General features: G+C 68.4%; 23 protein-coding genes, 1 tRNA gene and 1 pseudogene. 14 read left to right on the top strand and 11 right to left on the bottom strand.

Annotated features, from left to right (window positions below; all coding sequences use genetic code 11):
* Positions 1-288 precede the first annotated feature (288 nt).
* The 4 genes from Q0L89_RS08850 to pdxH all read right to left on the bottom strand — a co-directional run bounded on the left by Q0L89_RS08850 (position 289) and on the right by pdxH (position 2,179).
* Positions 289-365, bottom strand: a tRNA-Pro gene (locus Q0L89_RS08850).
* A gap of 76 nt (positions 366-441) precedes the next feature.
* Complete coding sequence (locus Q0L89_RS08845; protein ID WP_296764044.1) at positions 442-912, bottom strand: DUF192 domain-containing protein; 471 nt, start codon at positions 910-912, stop codon at positions 442-444.
* Positions 912-1,451, bottom strand: coding sequence for a cold-shock protein (locus Q0L89_RS08840; protein ID WP_296763950.1), 540 nt, complete (start codon positions 1,449-1,451; stop codon positions 912-914). The genes Q0L89_RS08845 and Q0L89_RS08840 overlap by 1 nt, the downstream gene beginning before the upstream one ends.
* A 122-nt stretch (positions 1,452-1,573) precedes the next feature.
* The gene (gene pdxH, locus Q0L89_RS08835) at positions 1,574-2,179 is read right to left on the bottom strand and encodes a pyridoxamine 5'-phosphate oxidase (RefSeq protein ID WP_296763948.1); all 606 of its coding nucleotides are present in this window, start codon (positions 2,177-2,179) and stop codon (positions 1,574-1,576) included.
* A gap of 109 nt (positions 2,180-2,288) precedes the next feature.
* On the opposite strand from pdxH, the gene fabI reads away from it, so the two are divergent.
* The 6 genes from fabI (at position 2,289) to Q0L89_RS08805 (ending at position 9,044) form a co-directional block, all read left to right on the top strand.
* Complete coding sequence (fabI, locus tag Q0L89_RS08830) at positions 2,289-3,098, top strand: enoyl-ACP reductase FabI (protein ID WP_296763945.1); 810 nt, start codon at positions 2,289-2,291, stop codon at positions 3,096-3,098.
* 39 nt (positions 3,099-3,137) lie between these two features.
* The gene (gene gpt, locus Q0L89_RS08825; RefSeq protein ID WP_296763943.1) at positions 3,138-3,644 is read left to right on the top strand and encodes a xanthine phosphoribosyltransferase; all 507 of its coding nucleotides are present in this window, start codon (positions 3,138-3,140) and stop codon (positions 3,642-3,644) included.
* A 114-nt stretch (positions 3,645-3,758) separates the two neighbouring features.
* Positions 3,759-4,970: an aminotransferase gene (locus tag Q0L89_RS08820; RefSeq protein ID WP_296763940.1), complete on the top strand. Its 1,212-nt coding sequence runs from the start codon at positions 3,759-3,761 to the stop codon at positions 4,968-4,970.
* A 48-nt stretch (positions 4,971-5,018) separates the two neighbouring features.
* Positions 5,019-6,869 carry a peptidylprolyl isomerase gene (locus tag Q0L89_RS08815; protein WP_296763938.1) on the top strand — a complete coding sequence of 617 codons (1,851 nt, stop codon included), beginning with the start codon at positions 5,019-5,021 and terminating at the stop codon, positions 6,867-6,869.
* Positions 6,870-6,881: 12 nt separating this feature from the next.
* The gene (trpE, locus tag Q0L89_RS08810) at positions 6,882-8,393 is read left to right on the top strand and encodes an anthranilate synthase component I (protein WP_296763935.1); all 1,512 of its coding nucleotides are present in this window, start codon (positions 6,882-6,884) and stop codon (positions 8,391-8,393) included.
* Between the two features lie 99 nt (positions 8,394-8,492).
* Complete coding sequence (locus Q0L89_RS08805; protein WP_296763933.1) at positions 8,493-9,044, top strand: pseudouridine synthase; 552 nt, start codon at positions 8,493-8,495, stop codon at positions 9,042-9,044.
* A 28-nt stretch (positions 9,045-9,072) separates the two neighbouring features.
* Here Q0L89_RS08805 and Q0L89_RS08800 read toward each other — a convergent pair whose 3' ends face one another.
* The gene (locus Q0L89_RS08800) at positions 9,073-10,584 is read right to left on the bottom strand and encodes a divergent polysaccharide deacteylase family protein (RefSeq protein ID WP_296763930.1); all 1,512 of its coding nucleotides are present in this window, start codon (positions 10,582-10,584) and stop codon (positions 9,073-9,075) included.
* Between the two features lie 174 nt (positions 10,585-10,758).
* Here Q0L89_RS08800 and Q0L89_RS08795 point away from each other — a divergent pair, with 174 nt between their 5' ends.
* The 6 genes from Q0L89_RS08795 to lexA all read left to right on the top strand — a co-directional run bounded on the left by Q0L89_RS08795 (position 10,759) and on the right by lexA (position 15,633).
* Positions 10,759-11,352, top strand: coding sequence for an aminodeoxychorismate/anthranilate synthase component II (locus Q0L89_RS08795; RefSeq protein WP_296763928.1), 594 nt, complete (start codon positions 10,759-10,761; stop codon positions 11,350-11,352).
* Positions 11,349-12,374, top strand: coding sequence for an anthranilate phosphoribosyltransferase (trpD, locus tag Q0L89_RS08790; RefSeq protein WP_296763925.1), 1,026 nt, complete (start codon positions 11,349-11,351; stop codon positions 12,372-12,374). The genes Q0L89_RS08795 and trpD overlap by 4 nt, the downstream gene beginning before the upstream one ends.
* Positions 12,371-13,183, top strand: a complete 813-nt coding sequence (gene trpC / locus Q0L89_RS08785; RefSeq protein WP_296763922.1) for an indole-3-glycerol phosphate synthase TrpC — start codon at positions 12,371-12,373, stop codon at positions 13,181-13,183. Before trpD ends, trpC begins: the two co-directional genes overlap by 4 nt.
* A complete protein-coding gene (gene moaC, locus Q0L89_RS08780) occupies positions 13,183-13,659 on the top strand; it encodes a cyclic pyranopterin monophosphate synthase MoaC (RefSeq protein ID WP_296763920.1) in 477 nt (158 codons plus the stop codon). Before trpC ends, moaC begins: the two co-directional genes overlap by 1 nt.
* Entirely contained in the window at positions 13,656-14,828 is a 1,173-nt protein-coding gene (gene glp, locus Q0L89_RS08775) for a gephyrin-like molybdotransferase Glp (protein WP_296763917.1), read from the top strand. The genes moaC and glp overlap by 4 nt, the downstream gene beginning before the upstream one ends.
* A gap of 88 nt (positions 14,829-14,916) precedes the next feature.
* Complete coding sequence (lexA, locus tag Q0L89_RS08770) at positions 14,917-15,633, top strand: transcriptional repressor LexA (protein WP_296763915.1); 717 nt, start codon at positions 14,917-14,919, stop codon at positions 15,631-15,633.
* Here the strand turns inward: lexA and Q0L89_RS08765 are convergent.
* Positions 15,627-17,645: a ComEC/Rec2 family competence protein gene (locus Q0L89_RS08765; RefSeq protein ID WP_296763912.1), complete on the bottom strand. Its 2,019-nt coding sequence runs from the start codon at positions 17,643-17,645 to the stop codon at positions 15,627-15,629. The two genes, lexA and Q0L89_RS08765, sit on opposite strands and share 7 nt — an antisense overlap.
* 88 nt (positions 17,646-17,733) lie before the next feature.
* Here Q0L89_RS08765 and gltX point away from each other — a divergent pair, with 88 nt between their 5' ends.
* Entirely contained in the window at positions 17,734-19,134 is a 1,401-nt protein-coding gene (gene gltX, locus Q0L89_RS08760; protein ID WP_296763910.1) for a glutamate--tRNA ligase, read from the top strand.
* 148 nt (positions 19,135-19,282) lie between these two features.
* The gene (gltA, locus tag Q0L89_RS08755; RefSeq protein ID WP_296763908.1) at positions 19,283-20,578 is read left to right on the top strand and encodes a citrate synthase; all 1,296 of its coding nucleotides are present in this window, start codon (positions 19,283-19,285) and stop codon (positions 20,576-20,578) included.
* Between the two features lie 84 nt (positions 20,579-20,662).
* Here the strand turns inward: gltA and Q0L89_RS08750 are convergent, their stop codons facing one another.
* The 5 genes and pseudogenes from Q0L89_RS08750 to Q0L89_RS08730 all read right to left on the bottom strand — a co-directional run.
* On the bottom strand, positions 20,663-21,439 hold the full coding sequence (locus Q0L89_RS08750) for an enoyl-CoA hydratase-related protein (protein ID WP_296763905.1): 777 nt from the start codon (positions 21,437-21,439) through the stop codon (positions 20,663-20,665).
* A gap of 71 nt (positions 21,440-21,510) precedes the next feature.
* Entirely contained in the window at positions 21,511-21,960 is a 450-nt protein-coding gene (locus Q0L89_RS08745; RefSeq protein WP_296764043.1) for a cytochrome c-type biogenesis protein, read from the bottom strand.
* A 32-nt stretch (positions 21,961-21,992) separates the two neighbouring features.
* Entirely contained in the window at positions 21,993-23,969 is a 1,977-nt protein-coding gene (locus tag Q0L89_RS08740) for a heme lyase CcmF/NrfE family subunit (protein WP_296763903.1), read from the bottom strand.
* The gene (gene ccmE, locus Q0L89_RS08735; protein ID WP_296763901.1) at positions 23,966-24,463 is read right to left on the bottom strand and encodes a cytochrome c maturation protein CcmE; all 498 of its coding nucleotides are present in this window, start codon (positions 24,461-24,463) and stop codon (positions 23,966-23,968) included. The genes Q0L89_RS08740 and ccmE overlap by 4 nt, the downstream gene beginning before the upstream one ends.
* Positions 24,460-25,063: pseudogene (locus Q0L89_RS08730) on the bottom strand (hypothetical protein); the annotation flags it as partial. The gene ccmE and the pseudogene Q0L89_RS08730, both read right to left, overlap by 4 nt.

The following is a 25,063-nucleotide window of genomic DNA, read 5'->3' as shown; positions in this document are numbered from 1 at the left end:
CCGCGGCTGATTCACCGCGCCACCGGCGATGTGACCGACCGCCACCTCGCGGACACCACCGCACGGGCCGAAAAGCCTGTTTTTCGCGGCGCTTACCGGGTGGCACTGATGCCGTGCCTCAGGTCGCGCCGTGCATGGCATCCGCAGAACGGAAATAAGAGTTAACGACATACCCATGGGGCAGCCTTGCAATTGTGCCACAATATCTGGTGGGAATGTGTCGTGACAGCCGCTGCCGAGCCGCCAACCGGCCGATCGCGCCCGAGTCGCGATGACCCATGGCGACGGTGGTCGGGGCGGCGAGATTCGAACTCACGACCCCCTGTACCCAAAACAGGTGCGCTACCAGACTGCGCCACGCCCCGAACCGGAGCGATACCTAAACCGGCGCGGCGGATTTGAAAAGGGCATTGCGCACGGCGCCGTCAAAAACCGCGCCTCTCAGCACGGCCAGGCAGCGCGGTCCTGGTCGATGGCAGGATGGCGCAGTTGCGCACCCGGCGCGATGCCCAAGGCGCGCGCCAGCCCACCGTTGATCTCCAGCACCAGCTTGACCGGGCCCTGGCCGGGAATCGGCGTCTCGTCGTGCGGGCGCGCCATGTGGTGGACGCGGCGCACGGTACCCGTGGCATCGGCAAAGATCATGTCGAGCGGAATGAGCGTGTTTTTCATCCAGAACGCCACCCGCTGGGGCCGGTCATAGACGAACAGCATGCCGCTGCCGCGCGGCATGGTTTCGCGGTGCATCAGCCCGCGTGAACGGGCCTGCGGGGTCTCGGCGACCTCGACGGTGAAAAAGGCGCGTCCCCAATCACCGCGCAGCGCCACCCGATCTTCGCGGCAGGCCGGCGCGCCGGCCACGGTGGTCGCGGCAAGCCCCGCCCACAGGGCCAGGGCCACCAGGGCGCGCATCACGCCTCGGGCCCTTCGCGCAGCGCCATTTCCCAGGCGCACACCTCGGTGGCCATGCGCCCGCGCTTGCCCTCGATCGTGCGCAGGCCGACAGCCTCGCCGGGCTGCAGATCGGCCAGCCCCGAGCGGCGCAGCACCTCAATATGAATGAACACATCCTCGCCGCGCCCGAACACGTTGCCGAACCCGAAGCCCTTGGCCTTGTCGAACCACTTGACGCGGGCCGGCTCCAGCGGCGCGGCGCGGATCACTTCGGGGTCGATCTCCTCGAAATCGGACAGCACCGCGGTGTCGTCGCTGTCGGGAGGGTCGATCCCGAGCACATCGATCGCCTGAATGCCGCGCGACGTTTCCTGCCCCACGATCTCGATCCCGGCGCCGTCGGCGACCGAGCTTTGTCCGAAATTGCGCAATACATTCGCATGCAACAGGATGTCCGGCCCTCCTTCTTGCGCAACCACGAACCCGAATCCCTTGCCGGGATCGAACCACTTTACCTGACCGTATACCCTGCGATTCTCGTCCGCATCGTCTGTCAAAGTTCCTCATCCATCATTGCATACCCATCCCCGGGTAGCCGTGTCATGGTCTAAAGCGTCGCCGCAATGCAAGGAAAATCTTGGTTTCTTTTCGGGCGCTTACATTTCGCGTCACGCGAATGTCACGGGTTCAATCGGGTGATCGTCCACGCGAAACCGGGCCCCTCCCGCCGCCAGGCGAACCTGTCGTGAAGCCGAAACGCCCCGTCTGCCCAGAACTCGATCTCATCCGGCGCGATTCGGTAACCCCCCCAAAAGGATGGCCTGTCTGGGTTGGCCCCCTTGCGGGCGGTGACGCGGGCCACCTCGGCCATCAGCGCGGTACGCGATTCCAGCGGCCGCGACTGCCGCGACGCCCAGGCGCCCAGCCGGCTCTTGAGCGAGCGCGAAGCGTAGTATTCATCGGCCTTGGGGCCTTCCTCGCGGGTGACGGTGCCGCGCACCCGGATTTGCCGGCGCAGCGATTTCCAGTGCATCACGAAGGCAGCCTTGCCGGCCTGGTCGATCTCGCGCGCCTTGGTGCTCTCGAAATTGGTATAGAACACGAAGGCATCCGCCTCGATTTCCTTGAGCAGCACCATCCGGGCATTGGGCATGCCGGCCTCGTCCACCGTGGCCAGCGCGATGGCGTTGGGGTCGTTGATCTCGCTGTGCTCGGCTTCCGCCAGCCATTGCCGCGCGATCTCGAACGGGTCGTCGCCCGCAAAGATGCCTGTTCTGTCGCTCATTCCCGATATTATCCCTGCTGTCGCGGCGGCGTCGGCGTTGCCGCCCTTGATGGATCAGTGCCGATCCCATAAAGGAATTGCAGGGACAATACTGGGCGGGGATAGCGCGATGTCAAATGAACTCATGGCCGGCAAGCGCGGGCTCATCATGGGGCTGGCCAACGACAAGTCGTTGGCCTGGGGGATTGCCCGAGCCTGTGCGGATGCCGGGGCGGAACTGGCCTTCACCTACATGGGGGCGCCCTTCCACAAGCGCGTGGCGCCCCTGGCCGAACAGCTCGGCGCCACGCTGCTTTTCGACTGCGACGTGGGCGACCCGGCGTCGATCGACGCGACTTTCGCCGGCATCGAAGAGGCGTGGGGTGGGCTCGACTTCATCGTTCACGCGATCGGCTATTCCGACAAGAACGAACTGCGCGGCCGCTACATCGAAACCAGTCGCGAGAACTTCGCCAGCACGATGGATATCTCCGTCTATTCATTCACCGCCGTGGCGCGGCGTGCCGAGAAACTGATGGGCGACGGCGGCTCGATGCTGACGCTGACCTATTACGGCGCCGAACAGGTGATGCCGCACTACAACGTCATGGGCGTCGCCAAGGCGGCGCTCGAGGCATCGGTCAAGTACCTGGCCGAAGACCTTGGCAAGGACGGCATCCGCGTCAACGCCCTCAGCGCCGGCCCGATAAAGACGCTGGCGGCCAGCGGCATCGGCGATTTCCGCTACATCATGAAGTGGAACGAGCTGAACTCGCCGCTGCGGCGCAACGTGACCATCGACGACGTGGGCAAATCGGCGCTTTACCTGCTCAGCGATCTTGCCTCGGGCACCACCGGCGAGACGCTGCACGTCGACGCCGGTTATCACGTCGTGGGCATGAAAGCCGTCGACGCCCCCGACATCGACGCGACGCGCTAAGCGCGCGCCGCCGCCCGTCACCATTGCCATGAGGCCCGCATGACCGATCGTCTGCCCCATGAAAAGGGGTTTCACATCAGCTGGGACCAGATCCACCGCGACAGCCGCGCCCTGGCCTGGCGCCTGCAGGAATTCGCCCCCCAGGACGACGGCGGCTGGCGCGTGGTGGTGGCGATCACCCGCGGCGGCATGGCACCGGCGATGATCGTCGCGCGCGAGCTGGACATCCGCATCGTCGACACGATCGCGGTCAAGTCCTACAACCACCAGACCCGCGCCGAGGCGAACGTGCTCAAGGCGCCCGATGCGGCGCTGGTCGGCGACGGCGAGGGGGTGTTGATCGTCGACGACCTTGTCGACAGCGGCAAAACGCTGGAATTGGTGCGCGCGCGCTACCCGAAGGCCCATTTCGCCACCGTCTACGCCAAGCCGGCGGGGCGCGCGCAGGTCGACACCTTCATCACCGAGGTCAGCCAGGACACCTGGATATTCTTCCCCTGGGACATGGCCCTGCAATATGTCGAACCCTATCGCGGCCGCGACTGACACAAGCGGCGACAAGCCCCGGCATTTCGCCTTTCACGAAATACTCCGGGGGTGAATTGGCCGCAGGCCAAGAGGGGGCAGCGCCCCCTGCCCGGCCCGAAAGGAGAACCCCACGTGAGCGACACCTCGACCGCCAGGACACAGGCCACGTTCCGCCCGCCCGTCATGGAGGCGCGCCGTTGGCTCGACGGCGTCAGTTTCCCGCCCGAGCGCCCGCTGATCAACGTCAGCCAGGCCGCGCCGGTCGACCCGCCGCCCGAGACCCTGCGCCGCGCCATGGCCGAGGCGGTGATGACCGACCCGCAGGCGCATCTTTACGGCCCGGTGCTCGGCCGGCCGGAACTGCGCGCCGAGGTGGCGGCGCAGTGGTCGACGGCCTATGGCGGTCAGGTGTCGGAAAGCCAGGTCGCCATCACCTCGGGCTGCAACCAGGCCTTTTGCGCCGCCATCTCCACGCTGTGCGGCGCGAACGACGAGGTGATCCTGCCGGTGCCGTGGTATTTCAACCACAAGATGTGGCTGGACATGGCCGGCGCCACCGCGGTGCCGCTGCCGACGGGGCCCACCCTGCTGCCCGACCCCGAGCGCGCCGCCACCCTGATCGGGCCGCGCACGCGGGCCATCGTTCTGGTCACGCCCAACAACCCCGGCGGGGTCGAATATCCGCCCGATCTGATCCGGGCCTTCGCCGATATGGCGCGCGCGCACGGGTTGGCGCTCATCGTCGATGAGACCTACCGCGATTTCCACAGCCGCGACGGCGCTCCGCACACGCTGTTCGCCGATCCCGACTGGGACGCGACCCTGATTCATCTCTATTCCTTTTCCAAGGCCTACCGGCTGACCGGCCACCGGGTCGGGGCGATGGTGGCCAGCGCCGCGCGCCTGGCCGAGGCCGAGAAATTCCTCGACACGGTCACCATTTGCCCCAACCAACTGGGCCAGATCGCAGCGCTGGAAGGCATGCGTACCCTGCGCCAGTGGCTGGCCGGCGAGCGCGCCGAGATCCTCTCGCGGCGCGCGGCGATCGAGGCGGGCATGCCGGCGCTCGAAGCACGCGGCTGGCGCCTAATGGGCGCGGGGGCCTATTTCGCCTACCTGCGCCACCCGTTCGCGGCGCCTTCCGATGCGCTGGCGCGCGACATGGTGGGCCGGGCCGGCGTCCTCGCCCTGCCCGGCACCATGTTCATGCCCGCCGGTGACGCGGACGGGAAGGCGCAGCTACGCATCGCCTTCGCCAATGTCGACAACGACGGGATCGCGCAGCTTTTCGAGCGTCTCGCGGCGCTGGAGCTGCCCCTTGCCCAGCTATCCGGCAGCGCGTAGACACGCAGGCGAACAAGCGCAACGACTTCCCATCGAAAGGGCATCGACATGGCAACCGGCGGCAGCGGCGGCATTACCAAGATCCTGGTGTGGATACTGATGGGCCTGCTCATCCTCGGGCTTGGCGGCTTCGGCGTCACCAATCTGTCGGGCACCGTGCGCTCGGTCGGCGAGGTCGGCGAGCAGGAGATCGACATCGACAGGTACGCCCGCGCCCTGCAAGAGGAAATCCGCGCCTTCGAGGCGCAGACCGGCGAGGCGCTGACCTTTCAGCGCGCGCGCGAACTGGGCATCGACCAAGCCGTGCTGGCGCGGCTGGTCGCGGCCGCCGCGCTGGACGATGAGACCACCCGGCTGGGCATTTCCATGGGCGACGAGAACCTGCGCGAACAGATCGTCGATATCAGCGCCTTCCAGGGCCCCGACGGCAATTTCGACCGCGACGCCTATACCTTCGCGCTGGAACAGGCCGGGATGACCGAGTCCGGGTTCGAACGCGGCCTGCGGCTTGAAACCGCGCGCACGCTGCTTCAGGGCGCGGTGATGCGCGGCGCGCGGATGCCGGACACCTATACCGACACCGTGATCGGGTATGCCGCCGAGCGGCGCGATTTCGTCTGGGGCCTGCTTGGACCGCGCGACCTCGACGCGCCCCTGCCCGCCCCGACAGAGGCGCAGTTGCGCGCCTATTACAAGGCCAACGAACCCGATTTCACCGTTCCGCCTTCCAAGCGTATCACCTATGCGCTGCTGACGCCCGAGATGCTGATCGACGAGGTCGAGTTGCCCGAAGCGGACCTGCGCCGCGAATACGAGGCGCGCGCCGATACCTATATCCGCCCCGAGCGGCGGCTGGTCGAGCGGCTGGCATTTCCGGACATGGACGCGGCGCGGGCGGCGAAATCGGCCATTGAGGCCGGTGCATCCACCTTCGAGGCGCTGGTCGAAGAGCGCGGTCTGGATCTGGCCGATGTCGACCTCGGCGATGTCAGCCGCGATGACCTGGGCCGCGCCGCGGGGCCGGTTTTCGAAGCGGCATCGGGCGAAGTCGCCGGCCCCGTGCAAACCGACCTCGGCCCGGCACTGTTTCGCATCAACGGCGTTCTCGCGGCGCAGGAAACCAGTTTCGAGGAAGCGCGCCCCGAACTGCGCGCGGCGCTGGCCAGCGACAGGGCGCGCCGCATGATCGAAAACCGCATGGAAAAAGCCAACAACCTGCTGGCCGGAGGCGCCAGGCTTGAGGAACTGCCCGGAGAGACGGCCATGCAAGTGGACGAAATCGTGTGGAACGAGAACGTCGACGAGGGCGTCGCGGCCTACGCCGCCTTCGCCGAGGCCGCCGCCGCGGTCACGGCCGAGGACTATCCCGAGGTGATGATGCTGGAGGACGGCGGCATCTTCGCGTTGCGCCTCGACGAAGAAGTGCCGGCGCGCGTCAAACCCTTTGCCGAAGTGCGCGCCGCGGTCGAAGAGGGCTGGCGCGCCCGCGAGACGCGCGACCGGCTCGCCGAGCAGGCGCGCGGCCTGCTGCCCGAACTGGCGGACGGGGCCGATGCCGGGGCGCTCGGGCTCACCCTGACCCGCGAACGCGGCATCACCCGCAACCGCTTCATCCAGGACGCCCCCGACGACATGATCGCGGCCGTGTTCGACATGGAAGTCGGCGAGGCGCGCGTCGTGCGCGGGCAGGACAGCGTCGCGGCGGTGCGGCTCGACGCGGTGCGCGCGCCCGACCAGGCGGCGCCCGACGTCGCGCAAATGCGCGAGCGGCTGCTCCAACAGGCAAGCGATGCCATGGCGCAGGATTTCTATTCCGCCTTCGCCGATGCGGCGCGCGCCCGCGCCGGGGTAAGCCTGAACCAGGCGGCCATCAACGCCGTGCACAGCAATTTCCAGTAGGGAGCCCGGCGCGTGGAGCTGACCCCGGCCTTCGACGATTTCGCGCGCGCCTATGCGGCGGGGCGCAACCAGGTGGTCTATGCGCGGCTTGCCGCCGATCTCGACACACCGGTGTCGCTGATGCTCAAGCTCGCCGGCGCGGCGCGCGACGCCTTCATGCTGGAATCGGTCACCGGCGGCGAGACCCGCGGGCGTTACTCGATCATCGGGCTGAAACCCGACCTGATCTGGCAATGCCACGGCGCCACCAGCCGCATCAACCGCATGGCCCGCTTCGACCCCGACGCATGGGAGGAACAGCCGGGCGATCCGCTGGTCGCGCTGCGCGCGCTCATTGCCGACAGCCGCATCGAGCTGCCCGATGACCTGCCCGCCGCCAGTGCCGGGCTGTTCGGTTACCTGGGCTACGACATGATCCGGCTGGTCGAACACCTGCCCGATATCAACCCCGATCCGCTCGGCCTGCCCGACGCGACTCTGATCCGGCCCACGGTGGTCGCGGTGCTCGACGGGGTGAAGGGCGATGTCACGGTGGTCTCGCCGGCCTGGGCAAGCGATGGGCAGTCGGCGCGCGCCGCCTATGCGCAAGCGGCCGAACGGGTGATGGACGCGCTGCGCGACCTCGACCGCGCGCTGCCCCAGGCCACCCGCGAGATGGGCGATGCCCAGGACGTGGGCGCGCCGGTGTCGAATTTCGCCAAGCCCGATTACCTGGCCGCGGTGAAAAAGGCCAAGGATTACATACGCGCCGGCGACATCTTCCAGGTGGTGCCGTCGCAGCGCTGGCACCAACCCTTCACGCTGCCGCCGTTCACGCTCTACCGCAGCCTGCGGCGCACCAATCCGTCGCCGTTCATGTTCTATTTCAACTTCGGCGGCTTCCAGCTCGTCGGCGCCAGCCCCGAAATCCTGGTGCGGGTGTTCGGGCGCGAGGTCACCATTCGCCCGATCGCCGGCACCCGCCCGCGCGGCGCGACGCCCGACGCCGACAAGGCGCTCGAGGTCGAGCTGCTGGCCGACCCCAAGGAACGCGCCGAACACCTGATGCTGCTGGACCTGGGGCGAAACGACGTGGGCAAGGTGGCCCGCATCGGCAGCGTGCGCCCGACCGAGCAGTTCACCATCGAACGCTACAGCCACGTCATGCACATCGTCTCGAACGTGGTGGGCGAACTGGCCGAGGACCAGGACGCGCTCAGCGCCTTCTTCGCGGGCATGCCCGCCGGCACCGTCAGCGGCGCCCCCAAGGTGCGCGCGATGGAAATCATCGACGAGCTGGAACCCGAAAAGCGCGGCCCCTATGGCGGCGGTGTGGGCTATTTCTCGGCCGGCGGCGACATGGACATGTGCATTGCCCTGCGCACCGCGCTGGTCAAGGACGGCCAGCTCTACATCCAGTCCGGCGGCGGCGTCGTCCACGACTCGGACCCCGAGGCCGAGTACCAGGAAACCGTCCACAAATCCGGCGCCATCCGCCGCGCCGCCGCCGACGCGGCCCGCTTCACCGATGGCGGCAACGGCTGATGTGTCCCTTCATCTTTCCCCAAGTACTCCGGGGGGCGTCGGCGCAGCCGACGGGGGGCAGCGCCCCCGGCGACGCCCGCGTCCCATGACACCGCCGCCATGTCGAAGCTGATCGCGTTCAACAAGCCCATGGGCGTGCTGTCGCAGTTCACCGACCGCGGCGGCGGCGACACGCGCGCCACGCTGTCCGACTTTATCGACATGCCCGGCGTCTACCCGGCCGGGCGGCTCGACCGCGACAGCGAGGGGCTCTTGCTGCTCACCGATGACGGGCGCTTGCAGGCGCGCATTGCGGACCCGCGTCACAAGATGGCCAAGACCTACCTGGCGCAGGTCGAACGCATCCCCGACGACGATGCCCTCGCCGCGCTGAAGGCGGGTGTCACGCTCAAGGACGGCCCGACCCGCCCCGCCACCATCCGCCGCGTCGACCCGCCCGGCTGGCTGTGGCCGCGCACGCCACCGGTGCGCGCCCGCAAATCGGTGCCCGATTGCTGGCTGGAAATCACCATCTGCGAAGGCCGCAACCGCCAGGTGCGGCGGATGACGGCGCATGTCGGCCATCCCACCCTGCGGCTGGTTCGCCTGTCGGTGGGAGACTGGACGCTGGGCGACCTGGCGCCCGGCGAATGGCGCGCGCTGCGGGTCTGAGCGCGCCGACGGGCGCGCCCATGCCCGCTTACTGCGACAGCAACAGCGCCGAGACCGGAGCGGGTGCTACGTTTCCGGTCTGGTCCTGCAAGCCCCACAGGATCAGCGCCGAGATCGTGTCCGGCGTCAGCCGCCCGACCATCACCACCCCGCCCTCGCCCTGGCGGGCCCGGAACGCGGCGCGGTCGAGGTAGCGCCGGATCGTCGCGGCGTCGGCATCGCCATCGTCGAAATCGCGAAACACCGTTATTGCGGGCACCCCGGCCTTTGCGGCCAGCTTGCGCGCGGTGTTGAGCCCCTCGGGATACAGGATCAGCCCATGGCCGCTTTCGTCAAGGATGGCGCCCAGTTGCTCGGCCAGCGGGCGGTTGTGCTGCAAGCTGCCCGGGGCGCTTTCCATCACCGCGACCGCCTCGGGCACGGCCCGCAGCGCCGCCGCGATGGCCACCTCGGCATCCGCGGGCGTGGCCGCAGCGGGCAGGCCGGTGCGGGCCACCACCTCGAATCCGGCCTCGCGGTATCGGGCCATGCGCTCGGCGGCGTCGGGATGGCTGGCATCGACGGCAAAACTCAGCGGGTAGGGAAAGGCCGACAGCGCCTCCAGGCCGATGTTGCCGCGACCTGCGTCGATAAGGACGATCGACATCATAGGGGCATCTTCGGGGGCCTCGAACGGTACGGCGTGGCGGCGTATCGCAGGCGCTGACCCGTCGTCAGGCAGCGCCGCGCCCGCGGTCGCATCATCGGTGGCCCCAGAATCCTCGCCGGGCCCGACCGCCGCATCCGGGGTGGCCGGCGCGGTGATCGTGGGCAGACGCCCGCCGCCGTCGCCTTGCCCGTTGCGATCGGTCAGGCGCGTGGCCGGGGCACCCGATGCGCCGGCATCGGCCCTGTCGTCGCCGCCCGGCGCGTCGGCGCCCGCCGGCGCCGCATCGTCGCGGGGCTCATCGCCTGCCGCCGCGGCGGCGTCGTCATCCTGCGACCGGATCAGCGGCGCCGGCGTCTGCGCGGCCGCATCGCTGTCGGAGGGAAACGCGCCCGGCGCCGTCCCCTGCTGATCGGGCGGCACCGGGAGCGCCGCGGAGCGCCCCGGCGTCGGTGCCGCGTCGGTATCGGCATCGGGCGCGCTGGCCCGCGGCGTGTCGCGGTCGGGGCTCGCGGCGGGCGCATCGCGCTGGCCCGTCATTCCCGGCGTATCCTGCGCCGCGTTGGGGGGTCGGCTCAGCCCCGGCTCCTCCATGGTCGCGCGCGGCGCCGCGCCGGGAGAGGTATCGGCACCCTCCAGCGGGGTCAGGTCATCGGATGGCGGCGCACTGGCACGCGGCGCCCGGCGGGCGGCGTCCGGGGCACTGTCGCCGGCCGGCGGGCTGGCGGCGCGGTCCTCGGCAGCGCGGTCGAACTGCGACCCCGGTGGCACCTCGACCGCCGCCGTCTCGGGGCGGGGAAAACTCACCGGGCCGTTGATCAGCGACACCGCCGCCGCCGCCAGCACCGACACCACGCCGCCCCAGACCACACCGCTTATCACGCCTCGTACCACTGCCCTTGCCTCCCGGGTTCCGTTCGGCCGTATCCCTTGCGCCCCGCAGCGCCGTGCGAATGGTTCCGCGGCGGCCCCTCTTGACGCTCACGCGCAAGCCTGAACAAGTATTACCTGACCATGATGCGGGCCTCCAGCCCCGGAAATCAACACAAGACCGCAAAGAATGACCCGATGCTGCTCCTGATCGACAATTACGACAGTTTCACCTACAACCTCGTGCACTATCTGGGCGAGCTGGGCGCCGCTGTAAAGGTGCGCCGCAACGACGCGCTGAGCGTGTCCGAGGCGATGGCGATGCGGCCCGCGGGCATCGTGCTGTCTCCCGGCCCGTGCGACCCCGACAAGGCGGGCATCTGCCTGGCGCTGACCCATGCCGCGGCGGCGGCGGAGGTGCCGCTGCTGGGGGTTTGCCTTGGTCACCAGGTCATCGGCCAGGCCTTTGGCGGCAAGGTGGTGCGCGCCGACGAGATCGTGCACGGCAAGCTGGGTCATATCCACCACACCGGCAGCGGTGTCTTTGCCGGGCTGCCCTCGCCCTTTGCCGCGACGCGCTATCACTCGCTTGTCGTCGCCCGCGACGGGCTGCCCGACTGCCTGGAGGTAACGGCGGAGCTGGAGGACGGCACCATCATGGGCCTGCGCCACCGCGACAAACCGATCGAGGGCGTGCAGTTCCACCCCGAATCCATCGCCTCGGACCACGGGCATGCGCTGCTGCGCAACTTCCTGCAAACCATGCCCGAAAGGGCAAAGGAGCCGGCATGAGCGACGCGCTGAAACCTCTGATCGGCGCCGCCGCCGACCGCGCGCTGAGCCGCGACGAGGCCGAGGCTGCCTTCAACATCCTGTTCGAAGGTGAGGCCACCCCGGCGCAGATCGGCGGATTGCTGATGGCGCTGCGCACCCGCGGCGAAACGGTTGACGAATACGCCGCCGCCGCCGCGGTGATGCGCGCCAAGTGCAACAAGGTGCATGCGCCCGCCGGCGCCATCGACATCGTCGGAACCGGCGGCGACGGCAAGGGCACGCTCAACATCTCGACCGCGGCCGCGCTCGTGGTGGCCGGGGCCGGCGTGCCGGTGGCCAAGCACGGCAACCGCAACCTCAGTTCGAAATCGGGCGCCGCCGACGCGCTGTCGGAACTTGGCGTCAAGGTTATGATTGGGCCGGAGGTTGTTGAAAAAGCTTTGAAAATGGCTGGTATTGCCTTCATGATGGCGCCCATGCATCACCCCGCCATGGCCCATGTCGGGCCCAGCCGGGCCGAGCTGGGCACGCGCACCATCTTCAACATCCTCGGGCCGCTGTCGAACCCCGCGGGCGTCAAGCGCCAGCTTACCGGTGCCTACAGCCACGACCTGATCCGCCCGATGGCCGAAACGCTGGCGCGCCTGGGCAGCGAACGCGCCTGGCTGGTCCATGGCAGCGACGGCACCGACGAGATGACCATCACCGGCCGCACCTGGGTGGCCGCGCTGGAAGAGGATGGCCGCATCCGCGAGGTCGAGTTACACCCCGAGGATTTCGGCCTGCCCGTGCATCCGCTCGAGGCCATCCTCGGTGGCACGCCGCAGGAAAACGCGCGCGCCCTGCGCGGCCTTCTGGATGGCGAGAAAAGCGCCTACCGCGACGCGGTGCTGCTCAATGCCGCCGCGGCGCTGGTGGTGGCGGACCATGCCGCAGAGTTGCACGAGGGCGTGGCCCAGGCCGCCGAGAGCATCGACAGCGGCGAGGCGCGCCGCCGCCTTGCCATTCTCGCCACCGTCACCACGGAGGAGGCCGCATGACCCCCACCATCCTCGAACGGATCAAGGCCTACAAGCTGGACGAGATCGCCGCCGACAAGGCCGACCGACCGCTCGAGGCGGTCGAGGCCGAGGCGCGCGCCGCGCCGCCCGTGCGCTCGTTTGCCGATGCCCTGCACAAGGCATCGCAGCGCGGCTATGGCCTGATCGCCGAGATCAAGAAGGCCAGCCCCTCCAAGGGGTTGATCCGCGACGATTTCGACCCGCCGGCGCTGGCCCGCGCCTATGCCGAGGGCGGCGCAGCCTGCCTGAGCGTGTTGACCGACGGGCCGAGTTTCCAGGGCGACAAGGCGTTTCTGACCGCCGCGCGCGACGCCTGCGAACTGCCGGTGCTGCGCAAGGATTTCATGTACGACCCCTACCAGGTGGCCGAGGCGCGCGCGCTTGGCGCCGACTGCATCCTGATCATCATGGCCAGCGTCAGCGATACCCAGGCCAAGGAACTGGAAAGCGCCGCCGCGGATTGGGGGATGGAGGCGCTGGTCGAGGTTCACGATGCCCCGGAACTGGAACGCGCGGCGCTTCTGGACTCGCACTTGATCGGGATAAATAACCGTGATCTCAACACCTTCCAGACCAATCTTGACACCACCAGAACACTGTCGCGGCTGGTGCCGGCCGACCGCGAGATCGTCGCCGAGTCGGGTCTTTCCGGCCCCGATGACCTGGCCGACATGGCGCGCTACGGGGTGCGCTGCTTTCTGGTCGGCGAGAGCCTGATGCGGCAGGCGGACGTGGCGCAGGCCACGCGCGCGCTGCTCGCGAATCCGCTGAACGCGGGGGGCGTGTGATGGCTGAACTCACGCATTTCGACGCCGACGGCAAGGCGCACATGGTCGATGTCTCCGGCAAGGCCGTCACCGCGCGCGTTGCGAGCGCCGAAGGCTGGGTGAAGATGGACCCGCAAACCCTTGATATAATTCGGGAAGGACGTGCCGAAAAAGGCGATGTCCTGGGCGTGGCCCGGCTGGCCGGGATCATGGGCGCGAAACGCACCGCCGATCTGATCCCGCTGTGCCATCCGCTGCCCGTCACGCGGGTGGCGGTCGATCTAGCGCCCGACGCCGACCTACCCGGCATCCGCATCGCGGCGACGGTCAGGACATCGGGCCAGACCGGCGTCGAGATGGAGGCGCTGACCGCAGTCAGCACCGCCGCGCTCACGGTCTATGACATGGCCAAGGCAGTGGACCGCGCGATGCAGATCGGCGGTATCCGCGTCACACTGAAAGATGGCGGCAAATCAGGTAGATACGAGGCACAATGATAACCGTCGAAAACGCGCTGGAAGACCTGTTCGCGCTGGTCGGGCCGCTCGATGTCGAAGAGGTGCCGCTGGCCGATGCCGCTGGCCGCGTGCTCGCCCGCCATGTCAGTGCCCGGCGCGATCAGCCGCCCTTCGCCGCCTCGGCCATGGATGGCTATGCCATCCGCGCGGCCGATCTGGGGCCGGGCGCGCGGTTCGAAGTGATCGGCGAATCTGCCGCCGGCGCGCGGTTCGACGGCACCGTGAACGAGGGCGAAGCGGTGCGCATCTTTACCGGCGCGCCGATGCCCGTCGGCGCCGACCGCGTCGTGATCCAGGAGGATTGCACCCGCACCGGCGACGTGATCGAGATCACCGGCACGCCGGGTACCGGCACCCATGTGCGCCCCGCCGGCGCCGATTTCACCAACGGGCACCGCATCGCGGCGCCGCGCCGGTTGTCACCGGCCGACCTGGCGCTGCTGGCGGCGATGGACCTGCCCTGTCTGCCGGTGACGCGGCGACCCGAGATCGCGCTGATCGCCACCGGCGATGAGCTGGTGATGCCGGGCGAAGACCCCGGCCCGGACCAGATCATCGCGTCCAACAGCTTCGGGCTCAAGGCGCTGGCCGAGGCGGCGGGGGCGCATGTGCGGATGCTGCCGATCGCGCGCGACAGCGAGGCCTCGCTCACCACCGCCTTCGACCTGGCGCGCGGCGCCGACCTGACGGTGACGATCGGCGGCGCCTCGGTGGGCGATCATGACCTCGTCGGCAAGGTGGCCGCCGACCTGGGGCTGGCGCGGTCGTTCTACAAGGTGGCGATGCGCCCGGGCAAGCCGCTGATGGCCGGGCGCCTGGACGGTGCGCCGATGCTTGGCCTGCCCGGCAACCCGGTTTCGGCCATCGTCTGCGGCGTGCTGTTCCTGCGCCCGATGATCGAGGCGATGCTGGGCCTGCCGCCGCGGGCCCCGGTGCGCCGGCACGCCACGCTCGAAGCGCGCCTGCCCGAAAACGGGCCGCGCCAGCACTTCATGCGCGCCCATGTCAGCGAAGGGCGCATCACCCCCTTTCAGACGCAGGACAGCGCCCTGCTGAGCGTACTGGCCGAGGCCAACGCCCTGCTGCCGCGCCCCATCGGCGATGGCCCGCGCGTGCCCGGCGATACGGTCGCGTACATCCCGCTCTGACATCTTGCCCTCGAATCCGCGGTTGTTGACACAAAACGGGAACATGCGTAGAACAAAGCAATATGGATGAGCCTGAGGATGCCGCGCCATGCTGACACGCAAACAGATCGACCTGCTTGATTTCATTCACAAGCGCGTTCAGCGCGACGGTGTTCCGCCCAGTTTCGACGAGATGAAAGAGGCGCTCGATTTGCGCTCGAAATCCGGCATCCACCGGCTGATCACGGCGCTGGAGGAACGCGGATTCATCCGCCGCCTCGCGCATCGCGCGCGGGCGCTGGAAATCGTCAAGCTGCCCGAGGTGCTGACCGCGGCCGAACAGCGCGATCAGCCGCAGGCCGGCGGGTTTTCGCCCGAGGTGATCGACGGCGATGCCGCCCCGCGCCCCGGCGCGGCGCTTGATGTCACGGCGTCCGCGCCGGCGCGGTCCCTGCCGGTGATGGGCCGCATCGCCGCCGGCGTTCCGATCGAGGCGATCAGCAACGCCGAGCACAGCATCGCCGTGCCCGACGCGATGCTGGGCGCACAAGGGGAGCATTACGCGCTCGAGGTGCGCGGCGATTCGATGATCGACGCCGGCATCAACGACGGCGACGTTGTGGTGATCCGCGAAACCGCGACCGCCGACAACGGCGATATCGTGGTGGCGCTGATCGACGATCACGAAGCGACGCTCAAGCGGTTCTTCCGGCGTGGCGGCGCCATCGCGCTGGAGGCCGCGAACCCCGCCTACGAAACCCGGTTGCTGCCCGAGGATCAGGTCAGGATCCAGGGCCGCCTGGTGGGGCTGATCCGCACTTACTGAAACCGATTCACCCGCGGCGACCAAAGCCGGCGCCCGGCCGTGTCGCTGGCGCGCAGGACACGGCGCGCGCGCGCGCCGCTGACCGCCAGCGCGCCGCTTTCGCGCAACTCGGCAAGGTCGATCACCCGGCACGGCAACGCGCGTTCCGGCGCGGTCACGTTTAGGACCATCCAATCGCCGGCGCGGCACGCGGCGTCCCGTGCCGCGCGCTTGCCCCGCACATGGATGAGCCGCCCGCCGCCGGGAACGCGGGCCACGCCCTGCCAGCGGGCTGCGGCGGCCTGCTGGCCGGCGCTATCGCCATCGTTTTCCAACCAGATGCGGGCCACGAACCCGTTTCCGCGTGCCCGGCTCAGCGCCCTTCCCTCTGCCGTCATGACCCCGACGAGGCCCCCGTCACCCGAAACCAGGATCGCGGGGCGCTGCGCCTGGGTCCACAGCAGCAGGGCCACCGCCACCAGGGCCAACCCGGCCAGGCGCAGCCGGCCCTGCCACAGGATCAGCCACAGCGCCCCGACCGCCATGAGCGGCAGCACCGCGCCGCTGGGCGAGACGACCGCGCCGCGCGCGCCGGGCAACGCCGCGACCCAATGCGCAACGCCCAGGATCCACTCCAGCCCCAGCCCCATGGCCCACAGCGCCGCGCCCTCCAGCCCCAGCGGCATCAGGCAGGCAGCCAGCACCGCCGCCGGCATTACCAGCGTGCCCATCAGCGGCACCGAGGCGAGGTTGGCCAGCAGCCCGAAGCGCGCGATCTGGTTGAAATGCGCGGCCGCAACCGGCGCCGTGGCCAGGCCCGCGATCAGCGAAGCGATCACCACCCCAAAAACCGGTCGCAGCCAACCCGGCACATCCGCCGGTGCACGCCCACGCATCCATCCGAACACCGCCACCAGCGCCGTGGTGGCCGCAAACGACATCTGGAACCCGGGGCCCAACAGCGCCTCGGGCCGCAGCAGCAACACGACCACGGCGGCGACCGCGACCGCCCGCAGGCTGATCGCGCGGCGATCGAGGATCACCGCCACCAGCATTACCGCCACCATGATGAAGGCGCGTTCGGTCGCCACGTTGCCCCCCGACAACGCCAGGTAGCCCGCCGCGGCCAGCAACGCCCCGGCCGCGGCGATCTTGCGCGCCGGCACCCGAAGACCGACCGCCGGAACCGCGGCAAGGCCGAGCCTGAGCGCGCCCAGCACGACGCCTGCCAGCAGCCCCATGTGCAGCCCCGAAATGGCAAGCAGATGCGCGAGGTTGGAGATGCGCAGCGCCTCCAGCGTCGGCTGCCCGATGGCCGACCTGTCGCCGGTCATGATCGCGGCGGCGAAGCTTCCCGCCTCGCCCGGCAGCGCCGCCCGGACACGCTCCGACAGCGCCATTCGCGCCCGCGCCACCGGCAACGCGCCTGCCTGTGCCGGGCGCAGCAGAACCATCGGCGCGCGCGTGTAACCGACCGCGCCCAGGCGCTTGAACCAGGCGTGGCGGCGGAAGTCGAAGCCGCCGGGCTCCACCGCGCCGGCAGGCGGGCTCAGATGCGCGGTCATCGCCACCCGCTGGCCGGGGCGCGGCGCAAACAGCCCCTGCCGGCCATGCAGCGAGACGCGCACCCGTTCGGGGGTGCGCGCCGGCGCCATGTCGCGCAGCGTTACCCGGTCGAGCGTCAGCCGCAGCGCGTCCGAGGCCGACCGGTCGATAACCACGACGCGCCCCGCGACGGGCCCGTAGTAGCGCCACTCCAGAACCGGGCCGGCCACCATGTGGGCGCGCGCCCCGGCGACGCAGACCCCCGCCAGCACCAGCGCCAGCGCCATCAGCGGCGGGGTTGCCGCCGGTCGCACCCTTAGGGCCAGGCCGGCGAGCGCCAGCGCCAGCCCGGCGGCCAGTGCGTAATGGGGCGCGCGCGGCTCCACCGGCAGGGCGAAATAGCCGCCGACCCCGGCCGCCAGGCAGACCGGCACCCACGGGAACAGATGCCCCCGCTGACGTAGGAACCCGTCGCCCACTGCGCCCATGATCCGCAACTCTTGCCCCCGCACCGGTGCCTCGGTAGACAGGCGCCAAGGCTACGCACCAGATGCTTACCGAAAGGTTAATCCGCCCATGTCCGACCAGGTCGTTACCCGATTCGCGCCCTCGCCAACCGGCTTTCTGCATATCGGCGGCGCGCGCACGGCGCTGTTCAACTGGCTTTACGCGCGCGGGCGGGGGGGGCGTTTCCTGCTCAGGATCGAAGATACCGACCGGGCGCGCTCGACCGCGGAGGCGACGCAGGCGATCCATGACGGGCTGGCCTGGCTGGGGCTCGACCACGACGGCGCGGCGGTGAGCCAGGCCGCCAACGCCGAGCGTCACGCCGAGGTGGCGCACCAGCTTTTGGCGCAGGGCAAGGCCTACAAGTGCTTTGCCACGTCCGAAGAAATCGCCGCTTTCCGCGAAGAGGCCCGCGCCGCCGGCCGCTCGACCCTTTTCCGCAGCCCGTGGCGCGATGCCGACCCGGCCAGCCACCCCGACGCGCCATATGCGATCCGCATCAAGGCCCCGCGCGAGGGCGAGACAGTGATCAGCGACCGCGTGCAGGGCGAAGTGCGCATCCGCAACGACCAGCTCGACGACATGGTACTATTGCGCGGCGACGGCAGCCCGGTCTACATGCTGGCGGTGGTGGTGGACGACCACGACATGGGCGTGACCCATGTGATCCGCGGCGACGACCACCTCAACAACGCCGCGCGCCAGATGATGATTTACCAGGCCATGGGCTGGCGGGTGCCGGTGTGGGCGCATATCCCGCTGATCCACGGCCCTGACGGCAAGAAGCTCAGCAAGCGTCACGGCGCGCTCGGCGTCGATGAATACCGCGCGATGGGCTACCCGGCGGCGGGGATGCGCAATTACCTGGCGCGCCTGGGCTGGAGCCACGGCGACGACGAGTTCTTCACCGATGCGCAGGCGCGCGCGTGGTTCGATCTCGACGGTATCGGCAAGTCGCCCGCCCGGTTCGACCTCAAGAAACTGGCCAATCTCTGCGGCCAGCACATGGCTGCCATGGAGGATGCCGCAGTGCTGCACGAATTGCGCGATTACCTGCGCAGCATCGGCGCGGCGCCGCTGGATGACGCCAAGGCAAGCCTGATGGAGCGCGCCATGCCGTACCTCAAGACGCGCGCCCGGACATACCCGGAACTTCTTGAAAAGGCAGCATTCGTCACCGCCGAACGACCTATCGAGCCGGACGAGAAGGCGTTGGAATCGCTCGATTCCGTATCCCGTGGTATACTGCGGGAATTGACGCCGCAGCTGCAAAATGCTAGCTGGAACCGCGAAGAACTGGAGGCCGTCGCAAACGCCTTCGCCGCCGATAAGGGGGTGAAGTTCGGGCAATTGGCCGCCCCCATGCGGGCGGCGCTGGCCGGGCGTAGCGCGACTCCGAGCGTCTTCGACATGATGCTGGTTCTTGGGCGCGACGAATCCATCGCTCGCCTGACCGACGCGGCCGCCTGACCGGGCGCAGCGGACTAGGAATGCCGGCGTGCTGACGCGACATCTCGTTGATGCGTCGGCGCGCGACAATACCGCCCGTGCCGGCCTTGGCACGATAACACCTATCCCCCATGCGGTCCGCGCATGTGGCCAGTGAAAGGGAATTCGCATGCCAGAATCCACGAAGTCCGCCACCCTGAGTTTCGACGGCCAGCAGGTGGACCTGCCGATATTCTCGCCCACCGTGGGGCCCGATGTCATCGACATCCGCAAGCTCTACGCGCAGGCCGGCGTGTTCACCTACGACCCAGGCTTTACCTCGACGGCGAGCTGCGACAGCACCATCACCTATATCGACGGCGACGCCGGCATTTTGCTGCATCGCGGCTACCCGATCGACCAGCTGGCCGAGAAATCGCATTTCCTCGAAGTCTGCTACTTGCTGCTTTACGGCGAATTGCCCACGGCCACGCAGCTTGAGGATTTCGAGCAACGCGTGACCCATCACACGATGATTCACGAGCAAATGCACAACTTCTTCCGTGGCTTCCGGCGCGATGCCCACCCGATGGCCACCATGGTGGGCGTGGTCGGCGCAATGTCGGCCTTCTATCACGACAGCACCGATATCAGCGACCCGTGGCAGCGCGAGGTGGCCTCGATCCGCCTGCTGGCCAAGATGCCGACGATCGCCGCGATGGCTTACAAGTACTCGATCGGGCAGCCGTTCGTCTATCCGCGCAACGATCTGGATTATGCCGCCAACTTCCTGCACATGTGCTTTTCGGTGCCGGCGCAGACCTACGAAGTCGACCCCATCCTCGCCCGCGCGATGGACCGTATCTTTACCCTGCATGCCGACCACGAGCAGAACGCCTCGACCTCGACGGTGCGGCTGGCTTCCTCGTCGGGCGCCAACCCGTTCGCCTGCATCGCGGCGGGCATCGCCTGCCTGTGGGGGCCGGCCCATGGCGGCGCCAACCAGGCCTGCCTGGAGATGCTCAAGGAAATCGGCAGCGTCGACCGCATCCCCGAATACATCGAACGCGCCAAGGACAAGGACGACCCGTTCCGCCTGATGGGCTTCGGCCACAGGGTTTACAAGAACACCGACCCGCGCGCCAAGGTGCTCAAGCAATCCGCCGACGAGGTACTCGAACTGATGGGCGTCGAGGACAACGAGTTGCTCAAGGTCGCCAAGGAACTGGAAAAGATCGCCCTGAACGACGAGTATTTCATCGAGAAAAAGCTGTTCCCGAACGTCGATTTCTACTCGGGCATCATCCTCGAAGCCATGGGCTTTCCGATGTCGATGTTCACGCCGATCTTCGCGCTGGCGCGCACTGTCGGCTGGGTCAGCCAGTGGAAGGAACAGATCGCCGATCCGCAAATGAAGATCGGCCGCCCGCGGCAGCTTTACCTGGGCGCGTTGGAGCGCGACTACATCGACGTCGAAAACCGTTGAGCTCCAGCCGCGCGACATGCCAGGGGCCGCCCCGCCGGGCGGCCCTTTTCGTTTGCGCGACCTTCGTTGCGGGCTTCGGGGCGGTCAGCGCCCCTCGTATTTCGGCGGACGCTTTTCCAGGAATGCCAGCACGCCTTCCTTGAAATCGCGACTCTGCCCGCAGGCCCCTTGCGCGCGCCCCTCCAGCGCCAGCTGGTCCTCGACGCTGTTGTCCCAGCTGCCGCGGATCGCCTTCTTGACATGCGCATAGGCCAGCGTCGGCCCCTTGGCCAGGTGCCCGGCGCGCGCCTGCCAGACGGCATCGAACTCGGCATCCGGCACTGCCTCCCAGATCATTCCCCAGTCGTCGGCCTGCCGGGCGGTGATCTTGTCGGCGAAAAGCGCCGCGCCCATGGCCTTGGCGCTGCCCATGTTGCGGGTCAGCCAATAGGTGCCGCCGGCGTCGGGAATCAGGCCGATGCGGGTGAAGGCCTGCAGGAAATAGGCGCTTTCAGCCGCGATCACCACGTCGGCGGCCAGCGCGATGTTGGCCCCTGCCCCGGCGGCGGGGCCATTGACGGCGGCGATGGTGGGTACCGGGCAATCGAAGATCGCCCGCAGCATCGGGGCGTACTCGTCGCGCAGCGTGCGTTCGAGATCCAGGTCGTCGGCATTGGCGCGGTCGCTCAGGTCCTGCCCCGAGCAGAACGCCCGCCCGGCCCCGGTCAGGACCAGGACGCGCGCCGTCTTGCCGGCCTCGGTCGCGGCGTCGGCGATCTCGGCGCGCATCTGTGCATTAAGCGCGTTCATCTTGTCGGCACGGTCGAGCGTGATGACCGCCACGTCGTCGGCGATCTCGAACTTTATGGTCTGGTAGTCCATCTCGGGCCTCCCTTTGCGGTCCGGCGTTCAGAATAACCGACCGCGCGGTAAGGAAAAGGGTAAAACCGGCTTCAGTCGCCAAGAATTTCGCGCAACCGGGCCTTCTCGGCGTCGCTCAGGGCCTGCTGTGCCGGCTCGGTCGCGCGGGCGCGCGAGCGCACATAGACCAGCCCGCCGCCGAGCGCGATCAGCAACATCACCGGCCCCGCCGCCCAGAGCAGCCAGTTACCCCCCGTCATGGTGGGCTTGAGCAGCACGTATTCGCCGTAGCGGGCGACGATGTAATCGACGACTTCCTCGTTGCTGTCGCCTTTTTGCAGCCTCTCGCGCACCAGAAGCCGCAGGTCGCGCGCCAATTCGGCGTTCGACTCGGCGATGCTTTCGTTGCGACAGACAAGGCAGCGCAAGCCCTTCGATATCTCGCGCGCCCGCGCCTCCAGCCCGGGGTCGGCCAGAACCTCGTCGGGCTGCACCGCCAGCACCGGGCCGGGCACCGCCAGGCACAGCGCCAGCGCCAGCATCGCTTGGCGCACTATTGCCGGCATACGCCCCTTCATTCCGCAGGCACCCCCCGCGTCGGGGTCGCCGCCTGCCGGCGCGCGCCGGCGGCGACGCGGTAGCGGCGGTCGGTAAGGCTGATCAGCCCGCCCAGGGCCATCAGGATGGCGCCGCCCCAGATCCAGTTGGCCAGCGGCTTGTAATAGCTGCGCACCGCCCAGCCGCCGTTTTGTTGCGGGTCGCCGATCACCACGTAGATGTCGCGCAACACCCCGATATCGAGCGCCGCCTCGGTGGTCGGCATCTGTTGGACGGGATAGACGCGCTTCTCGGGGTTGAGAACACCGATTTCGCGACCGTCCTTTTCAAGCAGCACGTCGGCGATCGTGGTGCGGTAGTTCGGCCCCTGCACCTGCCGCACATCCTGAAGGGTCAGGGTATAGCCGGCCAGGTCGAACGATCCGCCCACCTGCACGACGCGGATATCTTCCTGCTCCCAGGCCATCATGCCGGCAATCGCGACCATGGTGATGCCAAGCCCCGAATGGGCAAGGGCCTTGCCCCAGTCGGCACCGGGCAGGCGGATCAGCCGCGACAGCCGCTGGCCGCGGCGGCCGGTCTTCTGCCACATGTCCACCGCCGCGCCGCTGACCAGCCACGCGCCAAGGAAAACGCCCACCGGGCCCAGGGCACTGCGCCCGGTCTGCATCGCGAAGGCCAGCGCCCCAAGCGCCAGCGCCAGAACGAAGGCGCCCCGCAGCTTGGCCACGACCCGCCTGATCGAGCCGCGTTTCCACGGCATCATCGCGCCGACCGGCATCACCAGCCCGAGCACCACCATGAACGGTGTGAACGCGAGGTTGAAAAACGGCGCGCCGACCGACAGCTTGCGCCCGAGTATCAGCTCGCCCACCAGCGGCCAGACGGTGCCGATGAACACCACGAAGCAGCCCACCGCCAGCAGGATGTTGTTGAGCACCAGTGCGCTTTCGCGGCTGACGAGGCCGAACACGCCGCGCGCTTCCAGCGCACCGGCCCGCAGGGTATAGAGAACCAACGAGCCGCCGATGAAAAACGCGGTGATCGCCAGGATGAACACGCCCCTCTCGGGGTCGTTGGCGAACGCATGCACGCTGGTGATGACGCCCGAGCGCACGATGAACGTGCCGATCAGCGAAAAGCCGAAAGCCATGATCGCCAACAGAATCGTCCAGCTTTTCAACGATTCCCGTTTCTCGACCACGATCGCCGAATGCACCAGCGCCGCGGCGATCAGCCAGGGCATGAAGCTGGCGTTCTCGACCGGATCCCAGAACCAGAAACCGCCCCAGCCCAGCTCGTAGTAGGCCCACCAACTGCCAAGGGCGATGCCCACGGTCAGGAACATCCAGGCGGCCAGCGTCCACGGCCGCACCCAGCGGGCCCAGGCGGCATCGACGCGCCCCTCGATCAGCGCCGCCACGGCGAAGGAAAAGGCCATGCTCAGCCCAACGTACCCCAGGTAGAGGAACGGCGGATGGAACGCCAGGCCGGGGTCCTGCAACAAGGGGTTCAGGTCTTGCCCGTTCATCGGCGGCACGGCGATCCGCTCGAACGGGTTCGAGGTGACCAGGATGAAGGCAAAGAACGCCACGCCGATCAACGCCTGCACCGCCAGCACCCGCGCCTTCAGCGTCGGCGGCAGGTTGCCGCCGAACCACGCCGCGGCGGCCCCGAACGTCGTCAGGATCAGCACCCACAGCAGCATCGAGCCCTCGTGATTGCCCCACACGCCGGTGACCTTGTAGAGCATCGGCTTCAGCGAATGGGAATTCTCGAAGACGTTGGCGACCGAGAAGTCCGAGGTCACATAGGCGGTCGTCAGGGCTGAAAACGATATGGCGAGGAGCACGAACCCACCGGTGGCGGTCACCGTTCCAGTCTCCATCAGCCGGGCGTCGCCTGTCCGGGCGCCGATCACCGGCAAGAGCGACTGGACCAGCGACAGGGACAGCGCCAGGATCAGCGCGTAGAGGCCGATTTCGACGATCATGAGCTCGCTCCGGTTGCCGTCGGTGTCTGTGCCGGCTCCGTATCGGACTTGACGACGCCCGTGCCCTCTTCCCACAAGCCACGCGCCTTCAGGTCGTCGACGACTTCCTTCGGCATGTAGTTCTCGTCGTGCTTGGCCAGGACCGTGTCCGCAACGAAGATGTTGTCGGGTCCGAGCGTGCCTTCGGTGACGACGCCCTGCCCTTCCCGGAAAAGGTCTGGCAGAAGCCCGGTATAGGTCACCGGCACGCTCTCGATCGTGTCGGTGACCCGAAATGTCACTTTCTGCGAACCGCCGCGCACGACCGACCCCTCTTCGACGAGGCCACCCAGCCGGATACGCTGCGAAGGCGCCGGTGCACTGGCGACGATGTCGGTGGGTGAATTGAAGAACGCCACCGAATCCGACAGCGCGGTCAGGACGAGGCCGGCCGCCGCGCCGATGACGAGGAGGATGGCCGCGATGGAAGTGAGCCGTTTCGCTTTCCGTGTCATTGGGTTTGTGTCGCCTCCGCGTCCGCCAGGCCGAGTTCCTGTCCGAGAGCGGCGATTTCTCGGCCCGCAGCAGTGTCCGCCTCAAAATGTTGAAACGCCGTTCGCAGCGCGTCGCTCGCCTTGTCCGTCTCGCCCAAGACCTTATAGGAGCGAATCAGCCGCTTCCACCCTTCCACGTCCCGCGGGTTGGATTCCAGCCGGCTTGCCAGTTGCGAGACCATTCCCTGGATCATCGCCTGCCGGTCGCCTGCAGACATTTCGGAGGCGGCGGCCACATCCGCCTCGCTCGGCCGAGGCGGTACGGATCGCGTCGTTTCCACCGGCGTCAGCCCCAATTCCTCGCCAAGCGCGGCGATCTCCCGGCCAGCCGCGGAATCCGGCGCGAAGGCATCGGAGGCGGTCGTCAAGGCCTGAGCCGCTTTCTCGCCGTCTCCCAAAACCGTGTAGGACCGGATCAACCGTTTCCATCCTTCGAGATCGTCCGGGTTTGATTCCAGCCGGGCTGCCAGCTGCGAGACCATACCCTTGATCATAGCCTGACGGTCATCGACCGACATTTCGGAGGCGGCGGCCATGTCGGCTTCGCTCGGCCCCGGCGCT

It is taken from the genome of Sediminimonas sp., from assembly GCF_024637375.1.
GTDB lineage: Bacteria > Pseudomonadota > Alphaproteobacteria > Rhodobacterales > Rhodobacteraceae > Sediminimonas.
Note: the sequence above shows the minus strand (reverse complement) of the source record. Positions and strands in the feature narration are given on the sequence as shown.